This is a genomic window from Marivirga harenae, from assembly GCF_030534335.1.
Classification (GTDB): domain Bacteria; phylum Bacteroidota; class Bacteroidia; order Cytophagales; family Cyclobacteriaceae; genus Marivirga; species Marivirga harenae.
The window spans coordinates 4,181,830-4,199,905 of the sequence record NZ_CP130565.1; the positions used below are offsets into that span (position 1 = coordinate 4,181,830).

General features: G+C 35.5%; 17 protein-coding genes, 1 tRNA gene and 1 riboswitch. Of the genes, 12 read left to right on the top strand and 6 right to left on the bottom strand.

The features are described 5' to 3' along the window. Positions 1–97: 97 nt before the first annotated feature. Positions 98–970 (bottom strand): succinate--CoA ligase subunit alpha, encoded by an 873-nt coding sequence (sucD, locus tag Q3Y49_RS17855; protein ID WP_303269998.1) that lies wholly within the window; start codon positions 968–970, stop codon positions 98–100. 158 nt (positions 971–1,128) lie between these two features. Between sucD and Q3Y49_RS17860 the strand changes: the two genes are divergently transcribed. The 8 genes from Q3Y49_RS17860 (at position 1,129) to rimK (ending at position 9,133) form a co-directional block, all read left to right on the top strand. After that, complete coding sequence (locus Q3Y49_RS17860; RefSeq protein ID WP_303272123.1) at positions 1,129–1,263, top strand: DUF2256 domain-containing protein; 135 nt, start codon at positions 1,129–1,131, stop codon at positions 1,261–1,263. Positions 1,264–1,391: 128 nt separating this feature from the next. Then, positions 1,392–2,885, top strand: a complete 1,494-nt coding sequence (locus Q3Y49_RS17865; RefSeq protein WP_303269999.1) for an NAD(P)H-hydrate dehydratase — start codon at positions 1,392–1,394, stop codon at positions 2,883–2,885. Between the two features lie 44 nt (positions 2,886–2,929). Then, positions 2,930–3,295, top strand: coding sequence for a T9SS type A sorting domain-containing protein (locus tag Q3Y49_RS17870; protein WP_303270000.1), 366 nt, complete (start codon positions 2,930–2,932; stop codon positions 3,293–3,295). 100 nt (positions 3,296–3,395) lie between these two features. Then, entirely contained in the window at positions 3,396–4,085 is a 690-nt protein-coding gene (locus tag Q3Y49_RS17875; protein WP_303270001.1) for a lysoplasmalogenase, read from the top strand. Positions 4,086–4,213: 128 nt separating this feature from the next. Then, a riboswitch (SAM riboswitch) is annotated at positions 4,214–4,306 on the top strand. Positions 4,307–4,659: 353 nt separating this feature from the next. Next, positions 4,660–5,988, top strand: a complete 1,329-nt coding sequence (locus Q3Y49_RS17880) for an O-acetylhomoserine aminocarboxypropyltransferase/cysteine synthase family protein (RefSeq protein WP_303270002.1) — start codon at positions 4,660–4,662, stop codon at positions 5,986–5,988. Then, on the top strand, positions 5,963–6,991 hold the full coding sequence (locus Q3Y49_RS17885; protein WP_303270003.1) for a homoserine O-acetyltransferase family protein: 1,029 nt from the start codon (positions 5,963–5,965) through the stop codon (positions 6,989–6,991). Before Q3Y49_RS17880 ends, Q3Y49_RS17885 begins: the two co-directional genes overlap by 26 nt. Beyond that, positions 6,978–8,171 (top strand): homoserine dehydrogenase, encoded by a 1,194-nt coding sequence (locus Q3Y49_RS17890; RefSeq protein ID WP_303270004.1) that lies wholly within the window; start codon positions 6,978–6,980, stop codon positions 8,169–8,171. The genes Q3Y49_RS17885 and Q3Y49_RS17890 overlap by 14 nt, the downstream gene beginning before the upstream one ends. Positions 8,172–8,221: 50 nt before the next feature. Further along, the gene (gene rimK / locus Q3Y49_RS17895; protein ID WP_303270005.1) at positions 8,222–9,133 is read left to right on the top strand and encodes a 30S ribosomal protein S6--L-glutamate ligase; all 912 of its coding nucleotides are present in this window, start codon (positions 8,222–8,224) and stop codon (positions 9,131–9,133) included. A gap of 160 nt (positions 9,134–9,293) precedes the next feature. Here the strand turns inward: rimK and clpX are convergent, their stop codons facing one another. The 4 genes from clpX to Q3Y49_RS17915 all read right to left on the bottom strand — a co-directional run bounded on the left by clpX (position 9,294) and on the right by Q3Y49_RS17915 (position 12,793). Next, on the bottom strand, positions 9,294–10,532 hold the full coding sequence (gene clpX / locus Q3Y49_RS17900; protein ID WP_303270006.1) for an ATP-dependent Clp protease ATP-binding subunit ClpX: 1,239 nt from the start codon (positions 10,530–10,532) through the stop codon (positions 9,294–9,296). Beyond that, positions 10,532–11,200 (bottom strand): ClpP family protease, encoded by a 669-nt coding sequence (locus Q3Y49_RS17905; RefSeq protein WP_303270007.1) that lies wholly within the window; start codon positions 11,198–11,200, stop codon positions 10,532–10,534. Before Q3Y49_RS17905 ends, clpX begins: the two co-directional genes overlap by 1 nt. An 81-nt stretch (positions 11,201–11,281) precedes the next feature. After that, complete coding sequence (tig, locus tag Q3Y49_RS17910) at positions 11,282–12,625, bottom strand: trigger factor (RefSeq protein ID WP_303270008.1); 1,344 nt, start codon at positions 12,623–12,625, stop codon at positions 11,282–11,284. An 86-nt stretch (positions 12,626–12,711) separates the two neighbouring features. Then, positions 12,712–12,793: transfer RNA gene (locus Q3Y49_RS17915), tRNA-Leu, on the bottom strand. Positions 12,794–12,895: 102 nt separating this feature from the next. On the opposite strand from Q3Y49_RS17915, the gene Q3Y49_RS17920 reads away from it, so the two are divergent. From Q3Y49_RS17920 to Q3Y49_RS17935, 4 genes are all read left to right on the top strand, one after another. Beyond that, positions 12,896–15,109 (top strand): RelA/SpoT family protein, encoded by a 2,214-nt coding sequence (locus Q3Y49_RS17920; protein ID WP_303270009.1) that lies wholly within the window; start codon positions 12,896–12,898, stop codon positions 15,107–15,109. A 47-nt stretch (positions 15,110–15,156) separates the two neighbouring features. Beyond that, on the top strand, positions 15,157–15,630 hold the full coding sequence (locus Q3Y49_RS17925; protein WP_303272125.1) for a Fur family transcriptional regulator: 474 nt from the start codon (positions 15,157–15,159) through the stop codon (positions 15,628–15,630). Positions 15,631–15,649: 19 nt separating this feature from the next. Beyond that, positions 15,650–15,988 (top strand): STAS domain-containing protein, encoded by a 339-nt coding sequence (locus Q3Y49_RS17930; protein ID WP_303270010.1) that lies wholly within the window; start codon positions 15,650–15,652, stop codon positions 15,986–15,988. 83 nt (positions 15,989–16,071) lie between these two features. Beyond that, positions 16,072–17,343 carry an adenylosuccinate synthase gene (locus Q3Y49_RS17935; RefSeq protein ID WP_303270011.1) on the top strand — a complete coding sequence of 424 codons (1,272 nt, stop codon included), beginning with the start codon at positions 16,072–16,074 and terminating at the stop codon, positions 17,341–17,343. Between the two features lie 61 nt (positions 17,344–17,404). Here the strand turns inward: Q3Y49_RS17935 and Q3Y49_RS17940 are convergent, their stop codons facing one another. Continuing rightward, positions 17,405–18,073, bottom strand: a complete 669-nt coding sequence (locus Q3Y49_RS17940; RefSeq protein ID WP_303270012.1) for a hypothetical protein — start codon at positions 18,071–18,073, stop codon at positions 17,405–17,407. Between the last annotated feature and the right edge of the window lie 3 nt (positions 18,074–18,076).

An 18,076-nucleotide genomic window follows, 5' to 3' on the forward strand; every position in this document is an offset into this window, starting at 1 on the left:
TTAAAAGCCTAGAAACCATTATTTAATCATGATTTTTTTAAGCTGTCAAAACAGTCTTTATAATAAAGTTGAATCCTAAATTCAGATTCCTATATCTTTAAGATAATGCTTTTTTCATGGTTTCTCCTATGTCAGCTGGTGACTGAACAACAAAGATTCCACATTCATCCATGATTTTCATTTTAGCTTCCGCTGTATCATCTTTTCCTCCGATAATGGCACCGGCATGTCCCATTCTTCTTCCTGCTGGAGCAGTTTTCCCTGCGATGAAACCAACAACTGGCTTTTTATTCCCATTCTCTTTTATCCAACGAGCTGCTTCTGCTTCATAGTTTCCACCAATTTCACCGATCATTACAATCGCATCAGTATCATCATCTTCCATCAACATTTGTACAGCCTCTTTTGTAGGAGTACCGATGATTGGGTCACCACCGATTCCGATAGCAGTAGAAATCCCCAAACCTGCTTTCACAATTTGGTCAGCTGCTTCATAAGTTAAAGTACCTGACTTAGAAACAATCCCAATTTTACCTTTTTTGAAAACAAAGCCAGGCATAATACCAACTTTCGCTTCACCTGGAGTGATCACTCCCGGACAATTTGGACCGATCAAGGTTAAATCTTTATCTTGAATATAAGTTTTTGCTTTAAGCATGTCTTTAACAGGAATTCCTTCGGTGATGGTTATAATCACTTTAATACCCGCATCAGCAGCTTCCATAATAGCGTCTGCAGCAAATGCAGGTGGAACAAAAATAATGGATACATTAGCACCTGCTTCTTTCACGGCATCTTCAACCGTATTAAAAACTGGTTTACCCAAATGTTTTTGACCTCCTTTGCCTGGGGTAACACCACCAACTACATTGGTGCCATATTCTATCATTTGCTCAGCATGGAATGTTCCCTCTGAACCTGTGAAACCTTGTACAATTACTTTAGAATCTTTATTGACTAAAACGCTCATTATGCTCTGTTTAAAGTTTTTGCAAAAATAGAAGAAAAGGCTTCATTCACAAAGTAATTTCAAGCTTGTTTCTGAATTAGTTGTCAAATGGTATTCTAAACAATCTATAAAAACATTGATTTAGAAATAATAGAAATCAAAAATTGACTATGGCTAAAATGACCAAAAAGAGCAACCTTCCTTCAAAAATCTGTCCTACTTGCGGGAAGCCATTTAGTTGGAGAAAAAAATGGGAGAAAAATTGGCCAAACGTAAAATACTGTAGTAAAAAATGTAGAGCTAATTTCAACTAAAGATATTGAAAATAATCCTGCTTTGTTAAGTTAATTAGGGAGATAAAACCTGTCAGGTTTGTTTGAAATTATTAATTAAACAAAGTAGGGATAAATAAAATATTCACAATTTTCCTATCTTAAGCATTATGAAGATTTTGAATGTTAAACAAATTAGAGAAGCAGATTTATATTCAATTGAAAATGAACCCATTGCAAGTATTGATTTAATGGAAAGAGCCAGTAAGAAAGTAGTGGACTGGATTACTGATAATTTCTCAAATCAAAATAAAGTGGTCGTTCTTGCAGGCTCAGGTAATAATGGCGGTGATGGTTTGGCCATTGCCAGAATATTGTCTGGACAAAATTATATTGTAAAAGTAGTTTTGGCAATGGGTGATAAAGGCTCAGAAGATTTTGAAATAAATCTTTCGAGATTAACATCAATAGATGAGGTTGATATTTCTTCAGCACTCAGTTCTGATGAAAATGTCAAAGATATTATTTTCATAGATGCCATTTTTGGCTCTGGATTATCTCGCCCAATTGAGGGTAAAATTGCAGAATACATCCATAAAGTAAACGAATTAGAAGGTATAAAAATAGCGGTGGACATTCCTTCCGGTATTTTTGCAGATGAACCAAGCCCGGGAGATACAATTCTCAAAGCTGACTATACCTTAAGTTTCCAGGTACCTAAATTAGCCTTTATGATGGCGGAGAACCAGAAGTATATTGGTCAATTTGAAATACTAGACATCGGCTTATCCCGTGATTTCATTGAGAATTGCATAAGCGATTACTCAATTTATAAACCAACAGATAAAAATAAAGCATCAATAAAAGTAGGGTCTACAGCTCATAAAGGCGATAGAGGCAGAGCGTGCATTATTGGTGGTGGCCATGCCAAAATGGGGGCAGTTATCTTAGCTGCTCAAGGCGCCTTACACTCTGGAATCGGATTATTGACCGTACAAGCATGTCCACATTGTATTCAAATCGTACAAATTCAAATCCCGGAGGCATTGATTTTAGAAGATGAAAATGAATATGTACTCGGCAGTTTCATGAATTATGAAAAGTATGATTCTCTGGTTTTTGGTCCTGCAGTTGGTTTCGCAAATAAAACAGCTACTCTACTTAAGGAAATCCTAAAATCATATAATGGCCAATTAATTTTAGATGCTGATGCTATTACAATTCTTGCTGAAAACAGAGAAATGCTCGAAATGCTACCTAAGGGCACCATTCTGACTCCCCATCACGGGGAGTTCAAGAGGCTAGTTGGAGATTATTCCAATAATTTTGAAGCTTTGATGCAACTAAAGTCATTCTGTATGCATCATAAAGTTGTAGTAATATTAAAAGGCAAATATTCTGCAGTTTGCAACAGCAATGGAAATATCAGTTTCAATAGTACAGGAAATCCTGGAATGGCAAAAGGCGGAAGTGGCGATTTATTATGTGGGATTTTAGCGGGACTTGCACCACGCATTAAAAAACCATACGAAATAGCAAAGTTGGCAGTATTTTTGCACGGACTAGCTGGTGACATTAGCCTTCAGGAATACGGAGAGAATTATATGACTCCTTCAACTATGGTATTGAATTTGAAAAATGCATTTAAATTAATTGAAAATTAAATCAACAGTAAAACTATAAGCGGCAATGGCCGTAAAAAACTAAAATGAAATTCTCTAAGAACATATTGCTTATCTTCTTTATCAGCTTTAGCATATCCTTTGCAAATGCTGAAAAAGATTCATTAAAAGAAAAAGCAGTTGATATCGAAATCATAAAGATATTGAAGGAAGCTGAGGTCTACCCTAACCCAGCAGAGGATTTCATTTACTTAAAAATTAATGAGGGTTCCATTAGTTCAGAAATAAGTATTGAAGTAATGAGCATCATTGGCAATAAAATGAGCATCACTCACGAAAAGATTAATCCTGGTCTTTACAAGATTAACCTCAAAAACATCCCTAGTGGCCATTATTATGTGATGTTAACCGTTGATACCGACAAAAGCTTAAAAAAGTTCATAAAGAAATAAGACTTTTGCATTTCACATTTCCGTTGTTTAGCGTAATTTCTTCACATAAATCTCTTTTATAATAGCTTTTTAATAAGTACTTTTCGATAAACATTGTTAGATGAACTTTAAAGCATATTTCTATTGGATAGTTGCAGTACTTGAAATAATCTCTTTGTCTTTTGAGGTTAACATCTTACACCAAATTTGTAAACCACTATTGATGATAGCTCTTTTGATTTATTTTTGGGATAAATCAGATAGTAGAAAAGATGAAAAATGGGTAAGTTTTGTCACTTTAGCATTAGCTTTTAGTTGGATCGGTGACATAATGCTGCTATTCGCTTTTAAACACTTTATGTTCTTTTTTGCTGGCATCTCAGCATTTTTAGTAGCTCATATCGCCTATATCATAGCCTACAGAAGAGCAACTTTTCAAGACAAGCTAAACTTTAGTTGGTCTTTTTTCCCAGTAATTGTAGTAGCTTATTTAGCTTTAATGGCATATTTGATTTTACCATACATAGATAGTGTAATCCAAGTCCCAATTACTCTTTATGCAATAATTTTAGCATTAATGATAGTCGTAGCATGGTTTCGTAAAAATCAAACTACCGATGATAGCTTCCAATTAGTGGTATTGGGCGCAGCATTATTCACTATTTCCGACTCTGTTCTTGCCATCAATCGTTTTTCTCACACCATACCCTATGCTGGAGTTGCAGTAATGAGTACCTACATTATTGCTCAGTGGCTTATAGTAAACGGATTGTTAAAGCATAAGAAAACCCCAAGTGATAACACAATATAATCTTCTTAAAATTCAGATAAAATCAATAGTTTATTCTGTAAAAAAATTATTTTTAAAATAAGTAATTTTTATTTGGAATGATGTTTGTTTATTTCAAAAAGCTTTTCCTACATTTGAATTATTAAATCAATTTATAACGAAGAGGTAAGAGACAGGCTCTATGATCCTCTGGCAACCTGATTCAAGGTGCCAAATCCTGCCCGATAAGGGAAATATAAATATGAAAGCATTACACAACTCAAGTCAAAGCGTACAATTCGCAGTTCAACAATCAACTGGATTCAATTCTCGAATCAAGTTCAGTATTTCAATTAATCACAACGATATTTTTTTAGCTCCCATGCGAATGTGCATGTGCTGTAGTTGTTAATCAACAATTCAACTCTTTTGGATTCATCCCAATAATCTGAACTGGAAAGGGCTGTCCTTTTCGATCTAATTACTTTCTGGGAACATATATAATCCATTCAAAACCAATTAATTAAAATTTTCATTGTCCCGTTCATCATGCTGGTGGGATTTATTATTTATCAAATATTATTCTAAAAATTCATACATCTTAAATTTTAAAATTATGTTAACTGCACAAAAATTTGAAACATTACAATTACATGCAGGTCAAGAAATTGACCCAACAACTAATTCAAGAGCCGTGCCTATTTATCAAACCACAAGTTATGCTTTTAATAACTCAGAGCATGGCGCCAACTTATTCGGTTTGAAAGAATTTGGTAATATCTACTCCAGAATCATGAACCCAACAAATGATGTCTTTGAAAAGAGAATTGCGGCTTTAGAAGGTGGTGTTGCAGCCGTTTCAGTTGCATCAGGACAGGCGGCACAATTTATTGCGCTAAACAATATCTTAGAAGCAGGTGATAATTTTGTCACTACTAAATATTTATATGGAGGTACTTATAATCAATTCAAAGTATCCTTCAAGAGATTAGGTATAGAAACACGATTTTCTCCTGATGAGGAAGTAGAATCTTATGAAGCATTGATTGATGAAAACACTAAAGCCATTTATTTGGAAACCATTGGTAACCCGACTTTCAATATCCCTGATTTCGAGACTATTTCCGCATTAGCGAAAAAGTATGACTTACCATTAATTGTAGATAATACATTTGGCGCAGGGGGTTATTTGTTCAGACCTATTGAACATGGTGCTAATGTGGTTGTAGAATCTGCAACCAAGTGGATTGGCGGTCATGGGACTTCAGTAGGCGGTGTATTAGTGGATGCAGGTAACTATAATTGGGGCAATGGTAAATTCCCGCAGTTTTCGGAGCCTTCGGAAGGCTATCACGGACTAAATTTCTGGGAAACTTTTGGAGAAGGAAACCCGCTGGGTCTACCCAATATTGCTTATGCCATCAGAGCAAGAGTAGAAGGTTTAAGGGATTTTGGCCCAGCTTTAAGTCCATTCAACAGCTTCTTGTTGCTTCAAGGATTAGAAACGCTTTCACTAAGGGTACAAAGAACAGTCGATAACGCTTTAAAATTAGCTTATTGGTTAGAGAAACACCCTTTAGTGGACAAAGTGAATTACCCAGGATTAGAGAGCAGTAAATATTATCAACTGGCTAAAAAATATCTTCATAATGGCTATGGTGGAGTTTTATCATTTACCGTAAAAGGAGATAAAGAAGAAACAAAAGCCTTTGTGGATAATCTTAAATTAGTTAGCCATTTGGCAAATGTGGGAGATGCTAAAACATTGATTATTCAGCCATCAGCTACTACTCATCAACAATTATCTGATCAAGAGCAACTGTCAGCAGGTATTTCTCCTAACTTATTAAGAGTATCTGTTGGTATTGAGCATATTGACGATATCATTGCAGATTTTACTCAGTCTTTTCAAAAAATACATGAAGAAAACTATGCCACAGCATAATTTACCTAATTCTTTTCAATTAGAAAGCGGTCAAAGCTTGCTCGGGGCTTCTCTTTATTATGAGATTCTAGGTGAAATTTCAGAAAATAAAGAAGTGGTTTGGGTTTGTCATGCTTTTACTGGAAGCGCCACCGTCAAAGACTGGTGGGCTTCCATTTTTGTTGAAAATGGTGGGTTTATAGATCTCAATCAGCATGTAGTAATATGTGCTAACTTATTGGGCTCGTGTTACGGAAGCACGGGGCCAGAATCGCTTAATCCTCATACTGCAGAAATTTACGGTGATGAGTTTCCCATAATTACCAACAGAGATGCAGTCAGAGCTTTTATAGAATTAAGGATAGCATTGAATATCCCTAAAATTCATTTCTTAATTGGAGGATCATTAGGTGGTCAGCAAGCGTTGGAATGGTCAATCATGGAACCCGAAGTAATTGTAAACCAGATTTTAGTAGCTTCAAATGCCAAACATTCTGCTTGGGGAATAGCCTTTAATGAATTACAAAGACAAGCTATTGAATTAGGGGAAAAGAGCGATGTTGAAGACCAACAAAAATCTCTTTCATTGGCGAGAAGTATAGCTATGCTAAGTTATAGGAGCTATTCGGACTTTGAACGTAACCAAAATGGAAAAGCTGAAAACGGTGATTGGAGAGTGTCTTCCTATTTAAAATATCAAGGAAAGAAATTCAATGGGAGATTTAGCATTAAAAGCTATAATATTCTATCCAAAATGATGGATTCTCATAATGTGGCAAACGGAAGAGGAGGTAAATTAGCTGAAGTACTGAAATCCGTCAAAGTCAAAACTTTATGCATAGGGATTGACAGTGATAATCTATTTCCACTTGATGAGCAAATATTTATCAGCGAGCATATTCCCAATGCAAAATTGGAGGTAATTAAATCGTCCAAAGGACATGATGCATTTCTAATAGAAGGAAACCTGATTTCTAAATTCATAAACAAACAATTAAGCAATACTTTATATGAAGAAACTTAAAGCGGGATTATTCGGATTAGGAGTAGTAGGCTCTGGAGTTTATACTATGCTAAAGCAAAATGAAAAATATGGCATTTCGATAGAGAAAATTGCCGTGAAGAACATTGATAAAGCAAGAGAAATAAATTTACCTGATGAAATTCTTACTTCAAAACCGGAGGAAATCTTAGAAAATAACGATGTAGATGTCATCATCGAATTAATTAACGAGCCTGAAGAGGCATTTGATATCGTTAAAAAGGCATTCGAAAAAGGAAAATCAGTAGTGAGTGCTAATAAAAAAATGGTAGCACTTCATCATCAAGAATTGTTGCAACTAAGCGAAAAGTATGGAGTCAAATTCTTTTACGAAGGTGCAGTATGCGGTAGCGTGCCAATTTTAAGATTGCTTGACCAACATTACAAGTCAGATTCAATAAAATCTGTAAAAGCCATCGCTAATGGGACTTGCAATTTTATTCTCTCAAAAATGACAGCTGAAAATCAGGATTACGACTCAGCATTGCAGGATGCCCAAGATTTGGGCTTCGCGGAATTAGATCCTTATTCGGATGTAAGTGGTGAGGACACCCGTTTTAAATTGGCCATTATGATTTATCATGCATTTGGAATTTTTGTACATCCCAATGCAATCTCTTTGGAGGGAATTAATTATTTGGATGAAATACTTGTGCAATTTGCTCAAAAGAATAAGTTAAAAATCAAATTAATTGGACAGGCTCAAAAGATCAATGGTGAAATAAAAGCTAAAGTAGAACCGCAATTGGTCAGTGAAAAGCAAGACTTCTATAACATTGAAAATGAATACAATGGAATATTAGTGGATGCTGAATTTACTGGAGAGCAGTTTGTAAAAGGTAAAGGAGCAGGAAGCTTTCCTACAGCATTAGCTGTCTTATCTAATTTAAAGGATTTGAAATATGACTTAGCAATAGCCAAGTCTTCGGTAAAAAAGGAATTTGAATATTCGTTTAATGCTGCAAAGGAGATTTACTTTATTGGTGGTTTTGAGAATGAATTATCAGGCCTAGATATATTGGAACAAGAAGAAAACTACTATTTAGTAAAAGCGGAATTTATACAGTTAGAGAAATTCAAACAGCAGCAACCCAATCTCTATTGGGTACAAATATCTCAAGATATTTACGATAAAATCAAAAAACATGAGGTGGTGATTTAGGTTAGCCATCTTTTTTAGTTTACTTTGGCTGTACAAAAAATGAAGTAAAAATGAAAATTGCAGTTCTATCAAGAAATCCAAACTTATACTCTACAAGAAGACTAATTGAAGCAATTGAGCAAAAAGGACATGAACCACTTCGTCTTGACCATATGCATTGCGACATAATCATGGATGAAGCAGGGCCATCTATATACTATCATGGTGAAAAATTAGAAAAAATTGATGCTATTATCCCTAGAATTGGGGCGTCAGTCACATTTTACGGAACTGCAGTTGTCCGTCAATTTGAAATGATGAAGACATTTAGCGCAGTGGATTCATTAGCCATAACTCGTTCAAGAGATAAGTTAAGAAGTTTGCAAATTCTATCTCGTTCGGGATTAGCCATGCCTCGCACTGCATTTACAAATCGATCCGAAAATGCTGGTGATTACATATTAGAGCATCTTGGAAAAGCTCCTGTCGTTTTAAAACTATTGGAAGGAACCCAAGGATTAGGTGTTGTTTTAGCAGAAACCAGAAAAGCAGCTGTTTCTGTAATAGAGGCTTTTGAAGGATTGAAAGCGCGGATCATCATGCAAGAATTTATAAAAGAAGCTGGAGGTGCAGATATCCGTGTTTTTGTAGTAGATGGAGAAGTTGTTGGAGCCATGAAACGTCAAGGAAAGGAAGGTGAATTTCGTTCTAATTTACACAGAGGTGGATCTGCTAATGTTATAAAATTGAGCAGGGCTGAAAAAGCAGCCGCATTAAAAGCCGCCAAAGCTATGGGGCTAGCCATTGCGGGTGTTGATATGTTGCAGTCTTCCAGAGGGCCTTTAATATTGGAAGTAAATTCTTCTCCGGGTTTGGAAGGAATTGAAAAGGCTACTGGAAAAGATATTGCATTAAGAATCGTGGAATATATTGAAAGAGGGTTGGATAAAAAGCGATTACCGAAAGATAAGGTGAAAGCGTAAGTAAGAGAACCTAGATTCTGGAACCAAGAACCTAGACAGTAACTAATAATCCATCAACTTACCCAAAATTTCTTAAACATTTCAAAAAATGAAAGGGCCGTTTTCATGCGAAAAAAGCCCTATTTTTATCTAGATCCTAGACTCTTGGTTCTAAAGTCTACTACGCTACTCTAAGATTTTTATATTTCGACTTATCAAATTTTGAAGCTGCATATTTTTTATCAATCAGGAGTTCGGTTCCAGATGATTCTCCATCAAATTCGAACATCGCATCGGTCATTATTACTTCGCAAATTGAACGTAATCCTCGCGCTCCTAATTTGAACTCCACTGCTTTATCCACAATGTAATCCAATGCTGAATCCTCAAATTTTAACTTAATCCCTTCCATATCAAACAATTTAGAGTATTGCTTCACTAAAGCGTTTTTAGGCTCCGTTAAGATCGATTTCAATATATCTTTACTTAAAGGATCTAAATGAGTCAATACTGGCAATCGGCCTATCAACTCAGGTATCAATCCGAAATTTTTCAAATCCTGTGCAGTAATATATTGAAGGAGATTTTCCTTATCGATTTCTTCTTCTCTGGTTTCCGATTTAGCAAAGCCTAAGGGAGTAGTATTCAACCTCGAGGCTATTCCTCTGCTTATTCCATCAAAAGCACCACCACAAATGAAAAGGATGTTTTCAGTATCGACATTGATCATTTTCTGATCAGGGTGCTTTCTTCCACCTTGAGGTGGCACATTCACTGAAGTCCCTTCCAATAATTTCAACATGGCCTGTTGAACACCTTCACCGCTTACATCTCTGGTGATAGAAGGATTATCCGATTTACGGGCAATTTTATCTATCTCATCAATATAAACGATTCCTCTTTGGGCCGCTTCAACATTATAATCTGCAGATTGTAATAATCTGGTCAAAATACTTTCGACATCTTCACCCACGTAACCTGCTTCAGTTAAAACTGTAGCATCAGCAATACAAAAGGGAACTTGTAAAATTTTAGCCAAAGTTTTTGCTAAATAGGTCTTACCTGTACCCGTCTCCCCTACCATAATGATATTAGACTTTTCAATCGTTACGTCATCCTTGGTAGCTTTTTGCATCAATCGTTTATAATGATTATAAACCGCAACTGATATCACTTTTTTAGCCTCATCTTGGCCGACCACATATTGATCCAAATGTTTTTTCATTTCAATTGGACGAATTAAATTGAATTTTGGGTCTTTTGAAGATGATTTTGTTTTAACTTCTTCTTGTAGAATTTGTTGAGCCTGCGCAATACACTTATCACAAATGTGCGCGTGTATGCCCGATATCATCAAATCAACATCTTTTTTGTTTCTCCCACAAAAAGAACAGCTTACTTGTGTTTTGTCTTCTGCCATTACTTTCTCACTAATACTTCATCAATCAATCCATAATCCTTGGCTTCCTCTGCACGCATCCAGAAGTCCCTATCAGAATCTTTTTCTACTTGTTTGTATGATTTACCACTGTGTTTAGACAAGATATTATATAAATCCTCCTTAACAGAAAGAGTTTGTTTCAAGGAGATCTCCATATCTGAAGCTTGACCTTGCATTCCACTCATCGGTTGGTGTATCATAATTCTGGCATGTGGTAATGCAGACCTTTTTTTCTCAGCTCCACCGGCTAATAATACCGCTCCCATACTTGCTGCCAATCCTGTACAAATTGTTCCTACATCAGGAGATATATAGTGCATCGTATCATATATACCTAAACCAGCATAAACCGAACCACCCGGACTATTAATATAAAGACTAATGTCTTTCTTAGCATCTACAGATTGCAAAAACAATAGTTGAGCGGTAATTACGTTTGCGATATTATCATCCACTTGCATGCCCAAGAAAATTATTCTGTCCATGATTAAGCGGGAAAATACATCTATTTCCCTAAAATTGGTGGGACGTTCCTCAATGACAGCTCTGGTCATATTTTCTACCTGCTGTACATATGAATCGACCATACTACCTGATAAACCTTCGCCTTTAACGGCAAATTTCCTAAATTCCTCTTTATTAATCATTTACGTATTTTGTTATAAGTACAAATTTAAAAAAAAAGTCCTTCTTTAAAAGGACTTTTCAATTAACGGTAAAATTTGCTATTAGTTTGCGTCTACAGCCTTTTTAAAGCCATCGAGGTCAACTTTCTTATCTTTTATGGATATCTTCTCCTTAATAAAGTCCAAAACTCGCTTGTTAAGCATCTCTTCGTAGACTTTACGGTAGTTTTCACCATTTTCGCCTTGAAGGTAATTTTGAGCAAAACTGTCCATATTCTCACCTAACTGGTCAGCCATTCCATAAGCTCCAAATTGCTCAGCAATCATTTTCTTAGTGTAATCCATGACATCAGCATGCTCTACTTTAATATCATCTTGATTAGCATCAGCAATTTTGTTTTTGATCAAATTCCAACGCAAATCTTTAGTATATAAATCATATTCCTTGTCAATTTGCTCTTGGGTAATCTTACCTTCGTTACTTAACAATAACCAGTTTTTCAAGAAATCATCTGGTAAATCGAACTTTGTCTTCTCCACCAAATTATCTACCAAATCTCTATTTAAAAGGTTTTCAGTTTCCCGATCGTAGTTCTCGGCAATGGTTTCTTTTATCTTTTTATCAAATTCTTCTCTGGTTTTCACAGCATCTTTGCCAAATACCTTATCGAACAATTCTTGATTTACCTCAGCAGGTTTAGTTCTTTTGATATCAGAAACAGTTAGGATATATTCGCCAGAAGCGGCCTGAGCGTCAGTTTCATTTTGACCCAACAATCTTGATTTTGCTTCTGCAGATTTAAAAGTCTTTTCGATATCAAATTTGATTTCATCACCTTTCTTAACCCCTACGAATTGTTTCTGAGCTTTCTTTTCTGCATCCTCAATAGGCAAAACAACTTTTTCCTGAACTTCTCCGTCTGCGGTACTTAATTTCCCTTCAAGGCTATCCTCGGCTTTGCTTTCATCAACTGATTCAGTATCACCATGTTGCTTGGTTAAATTATCCATGGTTTCTTTCATCACTTTATCAGTCACCTCGATGGTGTGCTTTTCAACTTTAAATTTATCATTTAAAGGAATATCAAACTCCTCAACCAAGCCCAAAGTATATTCAAACTCAAAATCTTTTTGATTATCCCAATCTATTTTAGCAGCATCCTCTTGATTGGGTAGAGGTTCACCTAAGATTTTCAAATCGTTTTCTTTGATGTAGTCTGTCAAAGATTTTGATAACATGCTGTTGATCTCTTCAACCAAAATGCTCTTCCCGTATAGCTTCTTTACATAGGATGTAGGCACTTTTCCAGGACGAAAACCTTTGATATTGGCTTTTTTCCTGTACTCTTTGATTTTTTGTTCAACATTAGGTTGATAATCAGCTTCATTTAGTATAATTTTAATAGAAGCATTGGTGTTGTCCTTTTTGTTGAGTGTAATGTCCAAAACAATTAATTTTTATAGTGTTATCGATATACAAAAAAACCCTTCATTCCCAAGTAATACTACTGGAACTAAGGGTTTGAGTTATGTGCGGATGAAGGGACTCGAACCCCCATGCCGTGAGGCGCTAGATCCTAAGTCTAGTGCGTCTACCAATTTCGCCACATCCGCATTCATTAATTTGAAGTGCAAAGGTACGCAAAAATATTTTCGTTGCAAGTCGGGGAAATGTTTTTTTATTGGTTATTTTGAACTTTAGTTTTTAAAGCATTTATGCAGAATATAGATTTAGAAGAAGAACGTAAGATTATCCTTAGAGAGTACAGGAAACTTTTAAGGAAGTCAAAGCCATTTCTCAAGGACGGAGATGCGAAATTGATCAAAAAGGCATTCACAACCTCTATGGAAGCCCATAAGGAGATGAGAAGGAAATCAGGTGAGCCCTATATTCTTCATCCTATTGCTGTGGCTACAATTTGTGTAGAAGAAATTGGACTAGGCACCACCTCCATTATCTCTGCCTTGCTGCATGATGTAGTGGAAGATACAGACTGGGAGCTAGAAGATATTGAGCGAGAGTTTGGAACCAAAGTATCTCCTATCATAGATGGATTGACTAAAATTTCCGGGGTATTTGAATATGGCACTTCCCAACAAGCTGAGAATTTTCGAAAAATGTTGCTAACGCTCTCGAAAGATGTTAGGGTTATTCTCATAAAATTAGCGGATCGATTGCATAATATGCGAACGCTGGAGAGCATGCCCAGGAATAAGCAATTAAAGATAGCTTCTGAAACCATTTTTCTTTACGCCCCTTTGGCTCATCGCCTAGGCTTATACGCCATCAAGTCAGAATTGGAAGACCTGCATCTAAAATATACAGAGTCGGAGATCTATAGAGACATTGCCAATAAAATCAATAATACAAAAGCTGCTAGAAAGAGGTTTATCAATAATTTCATTTCCCCTATTGAGGGTGAATTAAATAAATTGAAATGGAATTATTATATAAAGGGAAGGCCAAAATCAATTTACTCTATTTGGAGTAAAATGAAAAAACAAAATATTCCATTTGAGCAAGTTTACGATTTATTTGCCATTAGAATAATCATTGATGCGCCAGATGAGCATGAAAAAGCGGCATGTTGGGAGGTTTATTCAATTGTCACAGATTTTTACAAACCCAATCCTGATAGGTTAAGAGACTGGATTTCAACTCCCAAAGCTAATGGTTATGAGTCGTTACATACTACTGTTATGAGTGACAACGGAAGTTGGGTAGAAGTTCAAATTAGAACTGCGAGAATGGATGAAATTGCCGAAAAAGGATACGCAGCGCACTGGAAATATAAAGATCATTATACAAAACCTGAAGAAACCCGATTAGAACAATGGATTGCTAGAGTAAAGGAAATGTTGGAATCCAATGATACTAATGCTATTGAATTCTTGGATGATTTTCGGTCTAACCTTTTTTCAGACGAAGTCTTCGTTTTTACACCAAAGGGTGAATTAAAAACTTTGCCAAATGGCGCCACAGCATTAGACTTTGCCTTTGATATCCATACAGAAATTGGTGCGAAATGCTTGGGTGCAAAAGTCAACAATAAATTGGTACCGTTGAATTATGAGTTGAAAAACGGAGATCAAGTGGAAATCCTGACTTCAAATAAACAAAAACCAAGTGAAGATTGGTTGCGATTTGTAGTCAGTTCCAAGGCGAAATCTAAAATAAAGGATGTTTTAAAAGAGGATAAAAAATTTGCAGCCATTGAAGGCAAAGAAATAGTGTATAGAAAATTGAAACAGATGAAAATCGCACCATCTGATGAAGTAATCAATAAGATTAGAGCATATTTTGATGAAAAAACTCCTTTAGAATTGTATTATGGCATAGCTACAGGAAAGCACGATCCGAAAAACATCAAAAAGTTTCAGGATGAAGTATTAGATGCTCCAAATAAAAATAACAATAAGAGAATACGCTCCTCCACAGATGCAAAATCATTTGAGCAAGAATTGAAAAAAGCTAAAGGAGAGGATATGCTGCTGATTGGTGAAGACATGGACGTGGTGGATTATGTAATTGCTAAATGTTGCAACCCCATTCCCGGAGATGAGGTTTTTGGATTTGTGACGGTAAATGAAGGGATTAAAATTCACAGGACTTCATGTCCTAATGCACCGGAATTATTATCTAATCATGGCAATAGAGTAGTAAAGGCAAGATGGACATCGCAACAAGAGATTGCCTTTTTGGCTGGCTTGCAGATTATTGGAACAGACAGAGTGGGTCTTATTAGTGACGTGACACAAATTATATCCAGTGAACTGGAAGTCAACATGCAATCAATTTCCGTTGATACCAAGGACGGAATTTTTGAAGGGAAAATTCACCTTTTTGTTCAGAACACTAAGCATTTAGACCAACTTATCGGAAAATTGAAAGCCGTTCGAGGGATTGTCAAGGTGAACCGCTATGATTAATTGTAGATTTCCTATATTTGCCAAATCAGAAGGGAGTTGATTATATTATGGCATTGAACGAAAAGGTTTATAAAGAAGTAAAACAAATTTTCACGGCTTATTTAGAAAATAAAGGATTAAGAAAAACGCCTGAGCGTTATGCTATCCTTGAAGAAATTTATACCCGAACCGGACATTTTGATGTAGAATCTCTCTATATCAGTATGAAAAATAAAAACTATAGGGTCAGCCGTGCAACTGTTTACAATACGTTGGATTTATTGGTAGAATGTGATTTAGTAAGCAAGCATCAATTTGGTAGAAATTTAGCTCAGTACGAAAAATCATATGGATACAAACAGCACGATCACGTAATCTGTGCTGAATGTCACAAAGTAGTAGAGTTTTGCGATCCGAGAATCCAAAATATTAAAACCATGATTGGCGACTTATTGAATTTCAAAATCATGCATCATTCTTTAAATCTTTACGGAATATGTGGAGATTGTCAAGCAAAATTAAAAACAGAAGAAAAAGAGTAATTTTTTAATCATATATAAAATGGACTACAAAAAAGAAGTCATAAATAATATTTTGAATTTAGAAATTTCTGGTGACTTGATAGGCGAAAATAATGGGCCCGGATTAGTAGAAATGTTGAATGATCACATCAATAAAGGTATCAATAAGTGTATCATTGATATTTCGGGAGTCCGCTATATGAACAGCAGCGGAATTGGAGTATTGATCACAATCTTAACTAAGCTTAGAAATAAAGATGGCGAGGTGGTATTAATAAATCCTTCTGAGCAGGTAAAAAAGTTATTAGTGATCACTAAACTCAATAATATCTTCTCAATTTACGATACCAAAGAAGAAGCTTTAGAAAGCTTAAAATGAAAAATCACATTTCTAAAAATAATTAGTATTTCATCAAATGCAGCTTTAATTGTCTATAGCTGTCAAATTTAAAATCATAAAAAATGAAAATGGATGTTTTGTTGGGTCTTCAATGGGGGGATGAAGGAAAAGGAAAAGTAGTGGATGTTTTAGCGCCCAAATACCATACAGTGGCTAGATTTCAGGGTGGACCCAATGCGGGGCATACTTTAGAATTCGATGGCAATAAGCATGTTCTTCACCAAATTCCCAGCGGTATTTTTCGAAGTACTATAAAAAACGTAATTGGGAATGGGGTGGTATTAGATCCTGTTATTTTCAAAAAAGAGATTGAGAAATTAGACCCATTTAATATCAATTTCAAGGAGAGTTTGTGGATTTCCAATAAGGCACAGTTGATTTTACCTACTCATAGACTTTTAGATGCCGCTTACGAAAAGTCTAAAGGCAACAAAAAAATCGGCTCAACTTTGAAAGGGATAGGACCAACTTACCAAGATAAAGTTGCTAGATTAGGGTTACGAGTTGGAGACATTTTCTATCCAAGCTTCCCTGAGAAGTATAAGAAATTAGTCGACATTCATAAAATGACACTTGATTTCTATCAATATGATTATGCTGAATTAGAAGAAGCCGAGAAAACTTTCTTTGAGGCACTCGAATATTTAAAAACATTTAATGTCAGTTCTACAGAATACCTCATCAATAAAGAATTGAAAGAAGGGAAGTCAGTTTTGGCTGAAGGTGCTCAAGGATCATTGTTAGATGTAGATTTCGGGAGTTATCCTTTCGTGACCAGTTCCAATACCATGACTGCGGGTGTATGTACAGGTTTAGGCGTGGCTCCTAATAGCATTCAAAAAGTATATGGAATCTTCAAAGCTTATTGTACTAGAGTAGGCGGAGGCCCCTTCCCTACTGAGCTTTTTGACGAAGATGGAAAAGAATTACAGAAAGTAGGAAATGAATTTGGTGCTACCACAGGTCGCCCGAGGAGGTGTGGATGGTTGGATATCCCAGCCTTGAAATATGTGGTCATGATCAACGGAGTAACGGAATTATTTATGATGAAAGCCGATGTTCTTTCAGGTTTCGAAAAAATAAAAGTCTGTACTCAATATGAGTTGGAAGATGGTACCAAGACTGAGGAATTTCCTTATGATATTGTAGATTCAGAAGTAAAACCTATTTACGAAGAATTAGACGGCTGGAATTGCAGTTTGGACAAAATCAATTCCTTTGACGATATGCCTCAGGCACTGACAAATTACATTACTTATATAGAAGATAAAATCGGTGTTCCAATCAATTTGGTTTCTGTTGGGCCCGATAGAACGCAGACTATATTAAGATAAGTTTAGTATTTTTAGATATGGAAAAAGGAAGTCGAGCAATTGGCTTCCTTTTTTTAGTAAATTATTTGTCAATTAAACTCAAAATTTCCTTTATCTCTTCTTCAGAGTAATCCGCTTTAGTGATCGATTCTAATTCTAAACTACTTAGAGTTTTTGAACCTTCTTTAGATAAATAACGAAAAATAATTCCTGAATGGTATAATGGGAATAATGAGCTTTTCCCACCAAATATTTCACTAATAATTTTATATTGATTATGTAACTCCAAATCCTTGAAGAAAAAAACATCAGAAGTTAAAGCTAAACTTCCAAAGTCATTGTTTTTTGTGGTTAAAAAATATTGATAGCTTTCTCCATTAATAGAACTGTCTTTTCGGTTAATAATTGAATTTGGTTCAGAATTGAATTGCAATGGAGGAGTTGTGTCATATATTTTCCGTGATTCTGGCCTATATTCGTATCGAGATTGGTCTCTTATATCTAGGATTTGAATGACAGGTTCACCTAAAACTTTATTTAGACGAGGGCCAAAAAATTGATTGACCATAAAATCCCCTGCAAAATCGAATGTTATACTATCAATATAACCATCATCTATTAAAGATTTGTAAACCAACTTAAAATTGCTACTATCCTTTATTTCGAATTGTGCTTTAGCAAAGTTTAAATTGCTTAAAGTTAGAAATGTAACTAAAATTGAGATTTGCAAAAGTGTCTTTTTAAGAATCATAGT